The 16693-nt window shown below is 69.9% G+C and carries 13 protein-coding genes and 1 riboswitch; of the genes, 2 read left to right on the top strand and 11 right to left on the bottom strand.

Features of this window, described 5'->3' with window-relative positions; all coding sequences use genetic code 11:
- Window positions 1–88: 88 nt before the first annotated feature.
- The gene (locus tag V1460_RS04880) at window positions 89–2650 is read left to right on the top strand and encodes an ABC transporter permease (RefSeq protein ID WP_338672350.1); all 2562 of its coding nucleotides are present in this window, start codon (window positions 89–91) and stop codon (window positions 2648–2650) included.
- A gap of 391 nt (window positions 2651–3041) precedes the next feature.
- On the opposite strand, the gene V1460_RS04875 is transcribed toward V1460_RS04880, so the two are convergent.
- The gene (locus V1460_RS04875) at window positions 3042–4346 is read right to left on the bottom strand and encodes a cyclopropane-fatty-acyl-phospholipid synthase family protein (RefSeq protein WP_338677897.1); all 1305 of its coding nucleotides are present in this window, start codon (window positions 4344–4346) and stop codon (window positions 3042–3044) included.
- A gap of 214 nt (window positions 4347–4560) precedes the next feature.
- Window positions 4561–5949, bottom strand: coding sequence for an NAD(P)/FAD-dependent oxidoreductase (locus V1460_RS04870; protein ID WP_338672348.1), 1389 nt, complete (start codon window positions 5947–5949; stop codon window positions 4561–4563).
- Window positions 5950–6269: 320 nt separating this feature from the next.
- Between V1460_RS04870 and V1460_RS04865 the strand changes: the two genes are divergently transcribed.
- Window positions 6270–6599 carry a type II toxin-antitoxin system RelE/ParE family toxin gene (locus tag V1460_RS04865; RefSeq protein WP_338672346.1) on the top strand — a complete coding sequence of 110 codons (330 nt, stop codon included), beginning with the start codon at window positions 6270–6272 and terminating at the stop codon, window positions 6597–6599.
- Between the two features lie 47 nt (window positions 6600–6646).
- On the opposite strand, the gene V1460_RS04860 is transcribed toward V1460_RS04865, so the two are convergent.
- The 9 genes from V1460_RS04860 to V1460_RS04820 all read right to left on the bottom strand — a co-directional run bounded on the left by V1460_RS04860 (window position 6647) and on the right by V1460_RS04820 (window position 16332).
- Window positions 6647–7606, bottom strand: a complete 960-nt coding sequence (locus tag V1460_RS04860; RefSeq protein WP_338672344.1) for a Ppx/GppA phosphatase family protein — start codon at window positions 7604–7606, stop codon at window positions 6647–6649.
- Window positions 7603–8157: a DUF501 domain-containing protein gene (locus tag V1460_RS04855; protein WP_338672343.1), complete on the bottom strand. Its 555-nt coding sequence runs from the start codon at window positions 8155–8157 to the stop codon at window positions 7603–7605. Before V1460_RS04855 ends, V1460_RS04860 begins: the two co-directional genes overlap by 4 nt.
- Before the next feature lie 69 nt (window positions 8158–8226).
- Window positions 8227–8697: a septum formation initiator family protein gene (locus V1460_RS04850; protein WP_338672342.1), complete on the bottom strand. Its 471-nt coding sequence runs from the start codon at window positions 8695–8697 to the stop codon at window positions 8227–8229.
- 154 nt (window positions 8698–8851) lie between these two features.
- The gene (gene eno, locus V1460_RS04845) at window positions 8852–10138 is read right to left on the bottom strand and encodes a phosphopyruvate hydratase (RefSeq protein ID WP_338672341.1); all 1287 of its coding nucleotides are present in this window, start codon (window positions 10136–10138) and stop codon (window positions 8852–8854) included.
- A gap of 373 nt (window positions 10139–10511) precedes the next feature.
- Window positions 10512–11174: a transglycosylase family protein gene (locus V1460_RS04840; RefSeq protein ID WP_338672340.1), complete on the bottom strand. Its 663-nt coding sequence runs from the start codon at window positions 11172–11174 to the stop codon at window positions 10512–10514.
- A gap of 4 nt (window positions 11175–11178) precedes the next feature.
- Window positions 11179–11396, bottom strand: a riboswitch (cyclic di-AMP (ydaO/yuaA leader).
- 281 nt (window positions 11397–11677) lie between these two features.
- The gene (locus tag V1460_RS04835) at window positions 11678–12604 is read right to left on the bottom strand and encodes a transglycosylase family protein (RefSeq protein WP_338672339.1); all 927 of its coding nucleotides are present in this window, start codon (window positions 12602–12604) and stop codon (window positions 11678–11680) included.
- A gap of 198 nt (window positions 12605–12802) precedes the next feature.
- On the bottom strand, window positions 12803–14074 hold the full coding sequence (locus V1460_RS04830) for a cytochrome P450 (RefSeq protein ID WP_338672338.1): 1272 nt from the start codon (window positions 14072–14074) through the stop codon (window positions 12803–12805).
- A gap of 566 nt (window positions 14075–14640) precedes the next feature.
- The gene (locus V1460_RS04825) at window positions 14641–15633 is read right to left on the bottom strand and encodes a nucleoside triphosphate pyrophosphohydrolase (RefSeq protein ID WP_338672337.1); all 993 of its coding nucleotides are present in this window, start codon (window positions 15631–15633) and stop codon (window positions 14641–14643) included.
- Window positions 15634–15678: 45 nt separating this feature from the next.
- Window positions 15679–16332, bottom strand: a complete 654-nt coding sequence (locus tag V1460_RS04820; protein ID WP_338677896.1) for a SurA N-terminal domain-containing protein — start codon at window positions 16330–16332, stop codon at window positions 15679–15681.
- Between the last annotated feature and the right edge of the window lie 361 nt (window positions 16333–16693).

Genomic DNA, 16693 nt, shown 5'->3' with positions numbered 1-16693 from the left:
CCGTCGACCGCCGATCCGCGATCGGCCAGTCCGATGCTCCGTATCCCAGCCGCGTTTTCCGGCCCTCACCACAGGACTTACCACCACCATGTTCCGTACCGCCTTGCGCAATGTGCTCGCGCACAAGGCCAGGCTGCTGATGACCGTGCTCGCCGTGATGCTCGGCGTGGCCTTCGTCTCCGGCACCCTGGTCTTCGCCGACACGCTCTCCAACGCCTGGAGGAGCCAGTCGGCCAAGAGCTACGACAACGTCGCCGTGGCCGTCACGTCGTACGCCGGCCCGAACGATGCCGAAAAATCCGGCATCTCCCAGAAGAACCTCGACAAGATCGGCGGGCTGGACGGCGTCGCCGCCGCATACGGCCGTGTCAGCGGTTTCGCCGGTGTCGCCGGCCCCGACGGCGAACTCATCGGTGTCGGCTGGTCCAACAAGGGCTCCAACTTCGCCCCCGGCAAGGACGGCGAAGACCCCGCCTACACCTTCACCGACGGCTCCGGCCCGGTGAAGGACAGTCAGATCGCGCTCGACAAGGACTCCGCCGACAAAGCCGCGTTCAAGGTCGGCGACAAGGTGCGCGTCGCAACCAACGGGCCGGCGAAGGACTACACCCTCAGTGGGGTCTTCACCACCGAGGACGGGGCGGTGAACGCCGGCGGCAGCCTCGTGCTCTTCGACACCGGGCTCGCACAGAAGCAGTACCTCAAGCCCGGCTACTTCTCCGAGGTCACCATCACCGCAGCTCCGGGTGCCGACGACGCGGCGATCCTGGCCTCCGTCACACCGCTGCTGCCGGAGGCGGTCGAGGCCAGCACCGGCCAGGACCTCGCCCGGAAGCAGGCGGAGCTGATCGAGCAGAACACGGACGTCCTGAAGCAGATCCTGCTCGGCTTCGCCGGCATCGCCCTCTTCGTCGGCATCTTCCTGATCTCCAACACCTTCACGATGCTGGTCGCCCAGCGCACCAAGGAGATCGCGCTGATGCGTGCCGTCGGCGCCTCCCGCAAGCAGATCACCCGCTCAGTGCTGCTGGAGGCCGCCCTGGTCGGTCTCATCGCCTCCGCGATCGGATTCCTCATCGGGATCGGCCTGGCCGTCGGACTGCGCTCCGGGATGGCCGCCTTCGAGATGAAGGTGCCGGCCGGACCGCTGGTCATCGGGATGTCCCCGGTGATCGCCGCGCTCTCCGTCGGTGTCCTGGTCACCATGTTCGCCGCCTGGCTGCCCGGCCGCCGGGCCGCCAAGATCCCGCCGGTTGCGGCGATGAACAGCGTCCACGCCGTGGCCACCACCAAGTCCCTGGTGCTGCGCAACTCCATCGGCTCCGTCCTCACCGCGGCAGGCACCGGCCTCATCCTGTGGGGCGCTACGGCCGAGGGCAGCACCGGCCGGATGCTGATAGCCGGGGGCGCGTTCCTCGCCCTGCTCGGTGTGATCGTCCTGATCCCGATGCTGTCCAGGCCCGTCATCGCGCTTGTACGACCGCTGCTCGTCGGTGCCTTCGGGGTGTCCGGCAAGCTCGCCGGGCAGAACGCGGTCCGCAACCCGCGCCGCACCGGCGCCACCGCCTCGGCGCTGGCGATCGGGCTCACCCTGGTGACCGGTCTCTCGGTGCTGGGCGTCACGCTCGGAACCGCCGTCGCGAAGACGACCACGGACAACATCAAGGCCGACTACATGGTGGTGATGGCCGGCGGCGGCGGAGGCATGGACCTGTCCGCGCTGAGAGCGCTGGAGAAGGCCCCGGGCGTCGCGGCGGTCTCGCCCGAGCAGGACTTCCCCTTCCAGCTCGGAAAGGCCGGAACCACCGGAACCACCGAGAACGCCGACTACGAGCTGGCGACGGGAGTCACGCCTGACGCTCTCGAGAAGGTCCTCAACGTCCAGGTCGTCAACGGCAGCCTCGCCGCCCTCGCACAGGGCCAGGTCGCGATCCCCGAGGACACGGCCGAGGAGCGGGGCTGGAAGGTCGGCGACAGCTTCCCGGTCGTCTACGGCGACAACAAGACGAGCACACTCACGGTCGGCGCGGTCTACCGGAGCAGCGAGTTCCTCTCCGGCGTCCTCATCGACACGAAGATCGTGAACGCCCACGAGGCCAAGCCGTACCTGCCGAACATCTTCGTGAAGACGGACGGCGGAGCGTCCGCCGCGAACGAGAAGGCCCTGATCGACGCGCTGGGCGGCAACCCCGCGATCAAGGTGATGGACCAGAAGGAGATACGCGACGCCTTCGGCGGCGAGATCAACATCCTGCTGAACATCCTCTACGGTCTGCTGGCGATGGCGCTGATCATCGCGGTGCTGGGAGTGGTCAACACGCTGGCGATGTCCGTGTTCGAGCGCCAGCAGGAGATCGGTATGCTGCGCGCGATCGGCCTCGACCGCCGCAGGGTCAAGCGGATGGTCCGTCTGGAGGCCGTGGTCATCTCGCTCTTCGGCGCGACGGTCGGCATCGTCCTGGGCGCGTTCCTCGGCTGGGCGATCGGCGCGACCTTCGCGGACAAGATCCCGGGCTACGAGCTGGTGCTTCCCTGGGACCGGATCGGGATCTTCCTGGCGCTCGCCGGACTCGTCGGTGTGCTGGCCTCGCTGTGGCCGGCCCGCAGCGCCGCGCGGCTGAACATGCTGAACGCCATCAAGGCCGAGTAGCCGCACCCGCGGACACACGAGGGCCGGGCCATCCGCCACCGGATGGCCCGGCCCTCGTGTGTCCGGGTCGTCCCCCGGCCGTGGACCGCGCGGACCGCCCGGGCAGGGACCCAGTGCCGCGTCGGGCGTGGTTCGTCCCGTCGCGGCTCCCCCGGAGATTCGCCTGGGAGGTTCCCCCAGGACGGCGACTCGCGGGGTTGCCGGATCGAACGAGTAGGGGCCACCAGGAAGGGGCGATCCGGCGGCTGGAGACCCCACCCCCTCGGCCCCGAAGAACCCGAGAAGCCCCCCTCAGCCCCGGAGGGCCCGGGGAGACCCCCGACCCCTGAAGGGCCCGGGATCCATGTACCGGGCGCCGCTCCTTCACGGGCAAACCCTGCCTGACCCGGCGCTAGGAAATCTCCGGGGTCTCGGTCCACTCGCGGGCCCGCAGCGGAAGCCCGGCGGCTCCCCCCTCCGGGGTCCGCACCGCCAGGATCTGGTTGACCCCGATCTTGTTGTGCTCGAACGCCAGCGCGGACGCGGCCATGTACAGCCGCCAGATTCGGGCACGGCCGGGCGAGGTGAGCCGTACCGCGTCCGGCCAGGCGGACTCCAGATTGGCCACCCAGACCCGCAGGGTGCGGGTGTAGTGCTCGCGGATGGACTCGACGTCCCGGGCCTCGAAACCGGCCCCCTCCAGGATCGACAGCGTACTGCCGAGCGGTGCCAGCTCCCCGTCAGGGAAGACGTAGGCATCGATGAAGTCATCCACTCGGTATGCCGCTTCGCCCTTCGCGTCCTTCTCGGGACGGCGGGCGATCTGATGGTTCAGCAGCCGCCCCCCGGGCTTCAGCAGTCCGTACAGCACATCCGCGTACTCCCGGTACAGGGCGGAGCCGACATGTTCGGCCATGCCGATCGACGAGATCGCGTCATAGGGGCCGTCCTTGACGTCACGGTAGTCCTGGACGCGGATCTCGACCCGGTCGGTCAGCCCCTCCTGGGCGACCCGCTTGCGGGCGTACGCGGCCTGCTCCCGCGAGAGCGTCACTCCGGTGACCTCGACTCCGTGCTCCCTGGCCGCGTGGATCGCCATCGAGCCCCAGCCGCAGCCCACGTCCAGCAGCCGCAGACCTTCCCTCAGCCTCAGCTTGCGGCAGATCAGGTCGAGTTTGTCCCGCTGCGCCTCCTCAAGGGTGCCGCCGTCGCGCCAGTAGGCGCACGAGTAGACCATCGACGGGCCGAGCACCTGCTCGTAGAAGTCGTTGCCCACGTCGTAGTGGTGGCTGATCGCCTGCCGGTCGCGGCTTCTGGTGTGCAGCGGGCCGCTGCGCCGGCGCACCTCCTCGGCGGGCGGGGGCACCGGCAGCCACGCCCTGGGCCCGGCCAGCCGCCACAGCTCACGGCCGGCGGCGGCCAGCCGTGTGTCGCGCGGCAGCCGGTCCGGGCGGTCCCAGACCAGCCCGGACAGCCGGTCGAGTGCCTCGTACAGATCCCCTTCGATGTCGATCTCGCCTGCCACCCAACCGCGGACCAGGCCCATTTCGCCGGGTTTCCAGATGAGTCTGCGCAGGGCGCGCGGGTGCCGGAGCACGAGCACAGGGGCATCGGTCGGGCCTGCCTCGCTTCCGTCCCAGGCACGGATGCGGACCGGGGGCGGCGCCCCCAGCAGGTTCTCGGCAAGAGCGGTGAGCCGCGGAGCGGCATCGGCCATGGCGCACACCTCCGTGATGCGGTTTCCGGAAATGCCCAACACCACGTAAACACCGTCGGCGTGTTGGCGCAGTCCCCTGAGCGTGCAAATGGACGGCATTTCGGCCATCGGCGGCGAGAGAAGCCGAGGGAACGCCGAAGGGGCCGCCCGCACCACGGATGGCGGACGGCCCCTTCGGGGTCGTGCAAACGTTCAGCCCGAAGGTGTCAGGACGTCAGGACGCCTTGGCCTTCTGCGGCGCCGGGGCAGCGGCGGCGGCCGGAGCGGGGGCCGGCTTGGCGGCCTCGTAGAACTCCTCGCGAGGAGTCTCGATGGCGCCCAGCGAGACGACCTCGCGCTTGAGGAACATGGCGAGCGTCCAGTCGGCGAAGATCCGGATCTTGCGGTTCCAGGTCGGCATCGCCAGACCGTGGTAGCCACGGTGCATGTACCAGGCGAGACGGCCCTTGAGCTTGATCTGCATCTTGCCCATGACGATCATCGCGACGCCCTTGTGCAGGCCGAGACCGGCGACCGCACCCTTGTTGGCGTGGCTGTACTCCTTCTGCGGGAAGCCCCGCATAGCGGAGATGACGTTGTCGCCGAGCACCTTCGCCTGCCGCAGCGCGTGCTGGGCGTTCGGCGGGCACCAGGCGTTCTCGACTCCGGCCTTCCGCGAGGCGAGGTCCGGAACCTGGGCGTTGTCGCCCGCGGCCCAGATGTAGTCCGTGCCCTGCACCTGGAGGGTCGGCGCGGCGTCCACGTGGCCGCGCGGGCCGAGCGGCAGGCCGAAGCGGGCCAGCGCCGGGTTCGGCTTCACACCGGCCGTCCACACGATGGTGTTGGAGTCGGCCTCCAGGCCGTTCTTCAGCACCACGTGGCCGTCGACGCAGGAGTCCATGGAGGTGTTGAGGTAGATCTCGATACCGCGGCTCTCAAGGTGCTCCTTGCCGTACTTGCCGAGCTTGGGCCCGACCTCGGGAAGGATCTTGTCGGCGGCGTCGACCAGGATGAAGCGCATGTCCTCGCGCTTGATGCTCCGGTAGTACTTCACCGCGTCACGGGCCAGGTCCTCGACCTCACCGATGGTCTCGGCACCGGCGAAGCCGCCGCCCACGAAGACGAACGTCAACGCCTTGCGGCGGACGTCCTCGTCCGTGGTGGAGTCGGCCTTGTCGAGCTGCTCGAGGACGTGGTTGCGCAGGCCTATGGCCTCCTCGACGCCCTTCATACCGATGCCCTGCTCCGCGAGCCCGGGTATCGGGAAGGTCCGGGAGACCGCGCCGAGCGCGATGACCAGGTAGTCGAACGGCAGCTCGTAGGCCTCGCCCACGAGCGGCGAGACCGTGGCGACCTTGCGGTCCTGGTCGATGGTGGTGACCCGGCCGGTGAGTACCTCGGCCTTGGGCAGCACGCGTCGCAGCGGGACGACGACATGCCGCGGCGAGATGCTGCCGGCGGCGGCTTCGGGGAGGAAGGGCTGGTACGTCATGTACGACCGCGGGTCGACGACCGTGACGGTCGCCTCCCCGTACCGCATCTTCTTCAGAATGCGACGAGCTGCGTACAGGCCTACGTACCCACCGCCTACTACGAGGATCCTGGGACGCTCCGTGGTGCTCATGCCATCGAGTATCCACCCCCCGTGATGGGGTCGCTCGTGAGCCCCTTCACAAGCATCCATCGCCCCTCTGCTACACTCCGCGGCCCACGTGACGGAGGTCATGACGGGGTTGGGGAACCCCCGGGTACCGCAGACCGTTACCCGACCCTTCTGAGCTGCGGCCACGACTTCCGGGCGGGATGGAAGGCAGCCTTCCCTTCCATGATCGACCGGGTTTGCCGACATGCCGGACCGCGGGCGGGCGCGCCCAGTTGGGCAGAAAAACAGGCCCACAGGGCGACTGACGGGCACTTTCTACGGTCGGGTAGAGCCAATTCCTTGTGAAGAACTTCACGAAGCTTTTCTCGTGCCGTTTCAACACAGCGGCCCGGCGGCGGCTGGGCGGCATCGACCGGACCGCCGGGCTGCGGATCCCCGCCACTCACCGCGTCGGCAAGGACGCCGACGTCGAGCAACTCACCGGGCCGTCCGGCCTGCACCGGGTCCGGGTGGGCAGCCACCGGCTCGCCCGTCAGGTCCTGGGCGGCGTCCTCGTCGTCCTCGGCGTCCTCGGCGTCCTCGGCGTCCTCGGCGTCCTCGGCGTCCTCGGCGTCCTCGGCGTCCTCGTCGTCAAGGTCGGCGACCGGCCTGAGGTCCACCGCGACATCTGAATCCGGCACGGCGATGGGCTCCGGTCGGCCGACCGGAGCCCGGTCGTTCAGCGATTCGACGGCTCAGAACGCCGCTTGTCGGCCTCGGCCTCTTCCGCGGCCCTGATCGCGATGCCGTCCAGGATGTCGTGTTCGCTCACCACGACCTCGTCCATGCCCGTGCGCTCCATGATCGCCAACAGGACGAGCGCCCCCGCGGTGATGACATCCACCCGCCCGGGGTGGATCACCGGATTCGCGGCGCGCTCGTCGTGGGTGGCGGCGAGCAGCCACCGGGTCACTTCGGCGACCTGGGCGCGGGAGATCCGGGAGTGGTGGACGGCCGCGGAGTCGTATTCCTTGAGCCCGAGCGCGATCGCCGCGACGGTGGTGACCGAGCCGGCCAGACCCACCAGCGTCCGCGCCTCGCGGATCGGCACCGTCTGCTCGGCGAGGTCCAGCGCCGCCTCGACGTCGGCGCGTATGGCAGCGGCCTCGGCCGCCGCCACGGGGTCCTCGCGGACATGGCGTTCGGTCAGCCGTACGCAGCCGATGTCCACGGAACGGGCGGCCTCGACATGGGCGTGGCCGACCACGAACTCGGTCGAGCCGCCGCCGATGTCCACGACCAGGCGCGCCTCGTGGCCCGGCAGTTCCCTGGTGGCCCCGACGAAGGAGAACTCGGCCTCCTGGTCACCGCTGATCACCTCCGGCTCAACGCCGAGGATGTCCACGACGCCGCGTACGAAGTCCTCGCGGTTCTCGGCGTCACGCGAGGCGGAGGTGGCCATGAAGCGCACCGTGTGCGCGCCCAGCGCCTTGATGACCTCCGCGTACTCACGGCAGGCGGCGAAGGTGCGCTCCAGCGCCTCGGGAGCGAGCCGTCCGGTGCGGTCGACGCCCTGGCCCAGGCGCACGATGGTCATCCGACGGTCGAGTTCGACCAGGTCGCCGGTCTCCGGGTCCGCGTCGGCGACGAGCAGCCGGATGGAGTTGGTGCCGCAGTCGACGGCGGCGACGCGGGTCACGCGGACTCCCCGGGGGCCTCGTCGCCGCTCTTCTCCGCGCACGGGGTGACGCACGGGCCCTTCGCCCACCACTCGGGGAGCATGGCGATCGCCTCGTCGCCGAGCGGGTTCACCCCGGGGCCGGCCGCCAGGGAGTGCCCGACCAGCACATGCAGGCACTTCACCCGGTCCGGCATACCGCCCGCGCTGGGGAAGCCCTTCAGTTCCTCGATGGCGTCCCGGCGCGCGATGTAGTCCTCGTGCGCGGCGCGGTACGCGGCGGCCAGCTCCGGATCGGTGGCCAGACGCTCCGACATCCCCTTCATCACGCCGTTCGCCTCCAGCGTGCCGATCGCCGAGGCCGCACGCGGGCAGGTCAGGTAGTAGAGCGTCGGGAACGGCGTACCGTCCTCGAGCCGCGGGGCCGTCTCGACCACGTCGGGGTTTCCGCAGGGGCAGCGGTGCGCGATGGCGCGCAGACCGCGCGGGGGGCGGCCGAGCTGCTCCCGGAACGCGGCGATGTCCGCCTCGGTGGGCGGGGTGTGCTCGGTGGGCGGCGGAGGCGTGTCCATGGCTGAGTCTGTCTCTTCGCTCTTCGTTGTTCGTGCGACTGGCGTCGCCGGTCGTGGTCGGTTGTCGTACTAGCGTCCCGTGTCGGCGCGGTCGACGTCGTCCCAGACGTTCGAGTACCAGGGTCGCCCGACGCCGTTCTCCTCCGCGCGCGGTTGCTGTCCCGCCCTGGGGTCGATCATGGTGTAGCCGGTCTCGCCCGGCATGACCATGTGCAGATGCTCGCGCGCCAGCCGCTTGACGTAAGCGTCGTCCTGGAGCCGCGCCTTCTCGTCCCTCAGCCGTTCCACCCGCTCGCGGGCCTCGTCGGCGAGCCGCTGCTGCTCGGCGATCTCGTTGCGCTGCGACACGTACTGCCGCGTCGGATAGGCGAGCGCGACGATCATCGAGCAGACCACCAGTGCGAGGAAGGCCGCGCGCCCGGTGAGCCGGGAGCGGCGTGCCTGGCGGCGGGTCTGCGAGCGGTAGACCCGGGCGGCGGTCTGCTCGCCGAGCAGCCGCAGCCGGGTCGCGGTGGAAAACCGGTCCCGGTCCCGGGCCATGCGTGCCCCTCCCCGTTCGATGCGGTCCGTACATGCCGACGTCCCCGCACACGGTACGTGACCGGGTGCGGGGACGTGCGGAACGGACGTGCGCCAGAGCCGGCGGCCCGTCCGATGACCGCCGTCCGACGGCCATCGGACGGCTCTCGGACCGTCAGCCCTTGAAGCGCGGGAAGGCGCTGCGACCGGCGTACACCGCGGCGTCGTCGAGGATCTCCTCGATACGCAGCAGCTGGTTGTACTTGGCGACGCGCTCCGAGCGGGCCGGCGCGCCCGTCTTGATCTGGCCGCAGTTGGTGGCCACAGCCAGGTCGGCGATGGTGACGTCCTCGGTCTCACCGGAGCGGTGGGACATCATGCACTTGAAGCCGTTGCGCTGGGCGAGCTCGACTGCGTCCAGGGTCTCGGTCAGCGAACCGATCTGGTTGACCTTGACCAGCAGGGCGTTGGCGGTGCCCTCCTCGATACCCCGGGCGAGACGCTCCGGGTTGGTGACGAACAGGTCGTCGCCGACCAGCTGCACCTTGGTGCCGAGCTTGTCGGTGATCACCTTCCAGCCCGCCCAGTCGTCCTCGAACAGCGGGTCCTCGATGGACACGAGCGGGTACGCGGAGACGAGCTCCTCGTAGTACTCGGTCATCTCGGCGGCGGAGCGCTCCTTGCCCTCGAAGAGGTACTTGCCGTCCTTGTAGAACTCGGAGGCGGCGACGTCGAGCGCGAGGGCGACGTCCCTGCCGGGCGCGTACCCGGCCTGCTTGATGGCCTCGATGATCAGGTCGAGTGCCTCGCGGTTGGAGTCCAGGTTCGGGGCGAAGCCGCCCTCGTCACCGAGACCGGTGGACAGACCGCGCTCCTTCAGCACCTTCTTCAGGGTGTGGTAGACCTCGGTGCCCCAGCGCAGCGCCTCGGAGAAGGACTCCGCGCCGATCGGGGCGATCATGAACTCCTGGATGTCCACGTTGGAGTCGGCGTGCGAGCCGCCGTTCAGGATGTTCATCATCGGCACCGGCAGCAGGTGCGCGTTCGGGCCGCCCAGGTAGCGGAAGAGCGGGAGGTCGGAGGCCTCGGAGGCGGCGTGCGCAACGGCCAGCGAGACGCCGAGAATGGCGTTGGCGCCGAGCGATCCCTTGTTGTCGGTTGCGTCGAGGTCGAACATCGCCTGGTCGATCAGGCGCTGCTCGGTCGCGTCGTATCCGACCAGCTCCGGGCCGATCTGCTCCAGCACGGCGAGGACGGCCTTCTCGACGCCCTTGCCCATGTAGCGGTTCTGGTCTCCGTCACGGAGCTCAATGGCCTCGAACGCACCGGTGGAGGCACCGGAGGGCACGGCAGCACGGCCGGTGCTGCCATCGTCGAGGCCGACCTCGACCTCGACCGTGGGGTTGCCTCGGGAGTCCAGGATTTCCCGGGCTACGACGACGTCGATGGACGGCACGAGCATCTCCTTCTGGGATGTGTCGCTAGGAGTGACGCCGCTGCCGCAGCGTCGGTGCAGGGTCGCTTTGGCCTTGCGGCATGAGCCTAACCGGACCGGGGGCCACGCTCGGCCGGGGCCCGACCCGTGGGACGAAAAAGGGTGTGAAACCAGCAGAAACCCCGGCCCTGGGCGCACCTCCCGTATCCGCGGCGCTACGGGGGAAGGGAAGCGCACGGAGACGGCGGGGGTGAGGCGCGCCGGGCCGGGGTTGCCTGGGGGGCGGGGATGCCGCGGAGGTGTTCCCTCGCGGCACCCCCGGTGGGGGGATCCCTGGGCGGGGGCCCTGAGCGGAAGGGCCCCGGGGTTCTGTCGGCCGGGCCGTCCAGCCGCGACCGGGTCAGCTCAGGTGCAGCAGCTGACCGGGGTGGATCACATCGGCGTTGTCGATGATGTCCTTGTTGAGCTCGAACAGCTTCTTCCAGCCGCCCTTGACCTTCTCCGCCTCGGCGATCTTGCTGAGAGTGTCGCCGGGCTTCACCTTGTACTCGCCGTCACCCTTCCTGACAGGGGCGGCGGAACGCTCGGAGCGGGTGGTCGGAGCCTCGGCGCGCTCAGGGGCTGCGGGCTTCGCGGCTTCCTTCGCGGCGGGCTTCGGAGCCTCGGCGGTACCACCGCCGTACGGGGTGCTGGACAGGTTCACACCGCAATTCGGCCAGGCACCCTTGCCCTGACCTGCCAGGACCTTCTCGGCGATCTGTATCTGCTCGCTCTTGCTGGCCTGGTCGGCGGTGGCGGCGAAGGCGGTGCCGCCGTAGGCGGCCCACGTGGAGGCCGAGAACTGGAGGCCGCCGTAGTAGCCGTTGCCGGTGTTGATCGACCAGTTGCCGCCGGACTCGCACTGGGCGACGGCGTCCCACTCGGAGGCGGTCGCCGCCGATGCGGTCCCCGAGATCATGAGCGGCGCGGCGATGGCGGCACCGGTGACACCGGCGGCGTAGGCGGCGATACGGGTGGTGCGGACGGACGGGCGACGACGCTTGCCCTTGCCGGAAAGCAGCATGAAGTGATCCCCTCACCGACGCCTGCGAGGTGAGCTGTCGGGTTCGGGCCGATGGGGTGCCATCCGTCCGTCGGATCGGGTGTCCGACGGCACCGGAAGGCGAGCTGCCCGGCCGCGCGGTCTTGCGTCGCGCGGCTTCACCCCAAGCCGCTCCGAGCCCTCATCGGGCCGGCGCGGCACTTACCTTGGGTCCCCCGCTCCTGCCTACGGCGCTTGAACGCGACGGTTGTTCCCTTCGACCGACGGCAGGATTCGGCGTGACGGTCGACGGGGCCCGCGATGGCGAGCGGTCAGACCGTAAACACACGCCTCCCCGATGTTCAAAGGAGGAACATCGGGGAGAAATCACCCATACCTGACGACGCCTGATGTCCGTTTTCGCAGGTGAGAGGGTGGATGGCCCCACTTAGCGGCCATCCGGGGCCAGTTGACCGGAAGAGACTCATGTCTCACTTTCACAGAAGAGGACATAAGCACCCCAATCCCTACTCCGCCTAGTCCAACTACTCCCGCTCCAAACCGAGATCGAGGCTCTGTCCGGGCAGGATGAGGTCGGCGTCGGTCCCGACGACCTCGCGATTCCCGTCGAAGAGGGCGGGCCAGCCGCCGGGCACCTGATGAGCGTCCGCAATCGAGGAGAGACTGTCACCGGCACGGACGGTGTACGCACCCGTCGCACCGACGCCGTCCCGTGTCGATGTGTCACCTCGCGAGGCATGACGACCGGAATCACTCTCATCGCCCGAATTGCCCGTCTCGCCTGCTTCGTCTTCTTCGGTTGCTTCGGTTGCTTCGGCCACTTCGCCTTCGTCGGCGGCTTCGCCGCGATGCCTGCCGGTGCCGTCACCCGCACCCTGGGCGGAGTCAGCGGACCCGTCCGCGCCCTCACCGCCACCATCGGGCACGCCTCCCGACGGGGACTGCGCGGATTCCGAGGCCCCCGCGGAAGCGTCGGGCGAGCCGGAGTCCGAGCCCGTGGCGGGATCCACGGAGGCCGAGTCCGGGGCCGCGGGCTCCGGAATGACGGCGTCCGCACCATCGCCGAACGTCGGCGGGTCCACCTCACCGCCGGACCCCAAGGTCCGGTCCAGGTCACCCGGATCGACCTCGGGCGCGGTGTCGGTCATGACGAGCCCGGTGACCACGGCGCAGCTCTCCCAAGCCGCCGAGCCCTCCGCCGCCAGCAGCTTCTCCGCGACCGCGATCTGCTGCGATCGGCTCGCCAGATCGGGCCTGGGCGCGTAGGCCGTACCGCCGTGCTGCTCCCAGTCCTGCTGCGAGAGCTGAAGCCCCCCGTAGTAGCCGTTGCCGTAGTCGGCACTCCACACGCCTCCGCTCTCGCAGTTCGCGACCCGGTCCCAGGTGCCGGCGTCGGTGGCGGAGGCCGCACCCGCACCGAGCAGCGGGATGGCGATGGCCGATCCCGTCACCCCTGCCGCGACGATGAGGGCGGGGGCCTGACGAGGGCGCCGGTGTCGACCATTCCCGGAGAGCATGCAGGGGCCTTTCGTGTGACGACAAGGAACCCAGGGGTCCCTGGTAGTTGACGGTGAACCTAACGGCACCCGAACGAGTGTCACAAGTCGATGCAGGGGAGATCACGTGAAAGTCACGTTACTGACGAGACGTCAGCTTTCCGGCGGGGTGAACTCAACGGGCAAAGTACGCAATCCGCGCATGATCAGACCGCCACGCCAACGCAGATCCGAGGAATCCACCGCAAGTCGCAAGTCGGGCAATCGCGTCAGCAGGGTCGCCAGCGCGGTCTGCCCCTCCAGTCGTGCGAGGGGCGCGCCGAGGCAGTAGTGGACGCCGTGCCCGTACCCGAGGTGCTGGTTGTCACGCCTGGCCAGGTCGAGCACATCGGGCTCGGGGAACCGGTCCGGGTCGCGGTCGGCGGCGGCGAGTACGACGAGCACCGGGTCCCCCGCCGCGATCCGCTGCCCTCCGATGCTCAGCGGCTCGGTCGCGAACCGCCAGGTGGCGAGCTCCACCGGACCGTCGAAGCGCAGGAGTTCCTCGACGCCGGTGGCGAGCAGCGCGGTGTCCCCATCGGCGAGGGAGGCCTGGAGCCGTGCACGCTGCTCATGGTGGCGCAGCAACGCGTACACACCATTGCCGATGAGGTTGACGGTCGTCTCGAACCCGGCGAAAAGAAGGATGAAGGCCATCGCGGCGGCCTCGTTCTCGGTGAGGTGCTCCCCATGGTCGGATGCCTTGATGAGCCCCGAGATGAGGTCGTCACCGGGAGCCTCGCGCTTGCGGTGGATCAGCTCGGCCAGATAGCCCCGCATCTTCTTGACCGAACGCGCGACACCGCCGCGCGGCCCGCCGCCGTGCCGGATCATCATCCCCGCCCAGTCCCGGAAGTCGTCCTGGTCCTCGCGTGGGACACCGAGCAGATCGCAGATGGCGTAGATCGGCAGCGGAAACGCGAACTCGTGGATCAGGTCGGCGCTCCCGCGCTCCGCGAACCCGTCGATCAGTCGGTCCGTCAGCTCCTGCACGCGCGGGGCGAACTCGGCCACCCGGCGCGGAGTGAACGCCTTCGAGACCAGTCTGCGCAGCCGGGTGTGGTCCGGCGGATCGATGTTCAGCAGATGCGTCATCAGTTCCGCTTTGCGCTCTCCGGGGATCCCGGTCTTCCCCTTGGCGTGCGCGGGCTCGTCATGATGCGCCGGGTTCTTGCTGAGCCGCTGGTCCGCGAGCGCCTGCCGAGCGTCCGCGTACCGGGTCACCAGCCAGGCCTCGACTCCGCTGGGCAGCCGGGTCCTGTGCACCGGCGCATGCTCGCGCAGCCAGGCGTAGGCCGGGTAGGGGTCGGTGGCGAACTCCCAGGTGAAGAGTTCGGGAGCGGCGGCAGGCTCGGGGCCGGCGGGAGACTGGTGCTGGTCATGCATGGGGCGACGTTAACCCGCGTGAGGTCCTTCACCTGTTCGACTGACCTCGTGGCCTTCCGGCTGGGTAAGGGCTGTCCCGTAGTCCGCGGTGGATCAGAGCGCGGCGTCAGGTGTACGGGGTCTCCCCCGGCCCCTGGGGCCGAGGCGTATGGGGCCTCCCCCGGCCCCTGGAGCCGAGGCGTATGGGGCCTCCCCCGGCCCCTGGAGCCGAGGCGTATGGGGCCTCCCCCGGCCCCTGGGGCCGAGGCGTATGGGGCCTCCCCCGGCCCCTGGGGCCGAGGCGTATGGGGCCTCCCCCGGCCCCTGGGGCCGAGGCGTATGGGGTCTCCCCCGGCCCCTGGGGCCGAGGGGACGCAACGCAAGGCGGAGGGTCGCCCTCATACCGGGTGTATTCGGGCGATTCGACGGCGCAGCATGGGGGCACCTCCCGGCGAAGCCAGGGGGAGTGCCGTAGCTGTCGTCGCGCGCCCGCCGGGGACTACGGGACAGCCCTTAGCCTGGCCGCAAGCACCAGGCTCCGTCGCATGGGAGCCCTGATGAGTGCCGGCAGCCGAAGACCGGCGGCGTCAGGACCCCTTCTCCGCCGCGAGGATCGCGTCCCGGTAGGCCCGGGCCGCGGCGCGCAGGGCCGCCTCAGGGTCATGACCGGCGGCCTCGGCACGCACGGCCAGGGCCAGCAGCTCGTAGCCGATCCCGCTGTCCCGGCCTTCCTCGGTGTCCCCGGTGGGCGGCGTCACATCCAGCCCGGCCGTACGGACCCGTGAGGCCAGCTTCGCCGCCAGGGCCAGACCGGGCTGACCGAGCGGAATGCCGTCCGTCACCGATTCACGCTGCTTCTCCACCGCCTTGGTGCGCAGCCAGTGGGCCTTGACCTCCTCCGGGGTCTCGGCCTGCGCGTCACCGAAGATATGCGGGTGGCGGCGGATCAGCTTGTCGATGATCACCGCGGCCACGTCGTCGATCGAGAACGGCTCCGTCTCGTCCTCCTGCGCGATGCGCGCGTGGAAGACCACCTGGAGCAGTACGTCGCCGAGTTCCTCGCGCAGTTCGACGCGGTTGCCGTCCTCGATGGCCTCGACGAGTTCGTACGCCTCCTCGATGCCGTACTTGGCCAGGCCCTCGTGGGTCTGCTGCGAGGACCAGGGGCAGTCGCGCCGGATGCGGTCCATGACCTGGACGAGGTCGAGCAGCCGGGCACCGGGGAGATCGTACGAGCCCGGCAGCAGTTCCAGGTCGGGCATCTGGAAGCGGCCCGAACCCGCCATCCTGGCCAGGCCATCGGTGAGGCCCCGGTCGCCCTCGCCGGAGGCCAGGACCACGACGGTCCTGGCCCCGGCGCAGTCGTCCACCAACTCCTGGGCGGTCGGAGCCGCGATCTCGATGTCGACGCCCGCTTCCCGCAGGTACGGGAGCTGCGGGTGGTCGTTGTCGACGCACAGCACACGGTCCGCCGTGCGCAACGTCTGCCACGCGGGCCAGGACAGCAGTCCGGGTGCGACCCGGTGGCTTGCGGTGAGCAGGACGATACGGCCGGGCTCGACGAGGGCTTCAGCGTTCACGCCCCGACCTTACGCCGGGCCCGCCGGCCACCGCGGCGCCAGGGTTCAGGCACCGACCTGGACGGCGTCCGGCTCTTTGGTGACCTGGGTGATCCACGGGGCCTTGTAGTCCCCGAGCTGGATCTTCGTATCGTCCCAGGCGCCGTAACGCGGATTGACGTCGATGTCGAGTTCCTGCGACGCCTTGGTCAGCGCGGCTCCCACCTTCTGCTGCCCCTGCGGGGTGCCGAGGTCGGCGCCCATGGCCGCGGCAAGCTTGGTGAGCAGCACGTCCTCCTGTACGGCCCCGTCGATCTGGTCCGGCGCGAGTCCGCGCTGCTGGAGCAGCATGTCCGCGAGCTGCTTCTCGCCACCGGACTGCCGCACGGCGGCGGCGCGGGCGTCCTGGACCTCCTTGCGCGACACGGTCACTCCGGCGTCCGCCGCGGCCTTGTCCAGCACCCGGCCGAAGATCATCCCGTGCAGCTTGGCGCGGCTCAACTGTCCGGTGTTGCTGATCTGCTGCGCGGCGTCGGGAGCCTTCGCCTGGGCCGTCCGCGTCTCCTCCACCTGCGTCTGGAGCGCTGACACCTCGATTCGCTCACCCCCGACGACGGCCGCGGCCCCCGGATGCGCCTCGTTGCCGCAGGCGGCGAGCAGGGGACCCGCTGCGACAAGCGCGGCGGAGAGGGCGAGCGCGGTGCGACGACGGCGGTGCAAAGGGGCCTCCCGGCGTGCGGTGGTGATTGTGACGCGGTGCACAAAGACCTTGCGGTGATCGATGGTAGGCAGTCCGCGTGGCTGGGGCCACCACTTCGGCGCCGTTCATTCGGTTCAACCGCTCAACGACCCGGGACAGCCTCAGGGTGCGTGGCGGCACTTCGAGAACACGCGGACGGCGGCCGCCCGAAGTCGCTGCCGCCGCCGGACCGTCATCTGCGTGCGGGTCTCCCTGCTCATGCCGTCGCCGCCGCCGTGCGCGGGGGCGCGCGGGGGCGCGCGGTCGGACCTCCTGACCTTCTCGCATACACGAACAACTGGGCTTCGGCGCCAGGACACCAAGATTTCACCCGTACAGCAC

The organism is Streptomyces sp. SCSIO 30461 (genome assembly GCF_037023745.1).
Taxonomy (GTDB): domain Bacteria; phylum Actinomycetota; class Actinomycetes; order Streptomycetales; family Streptomycetaceae; genus Streptomyces.
This window is presented reverse-complemented; position numbering and strand designations above follow the sequence as displayed.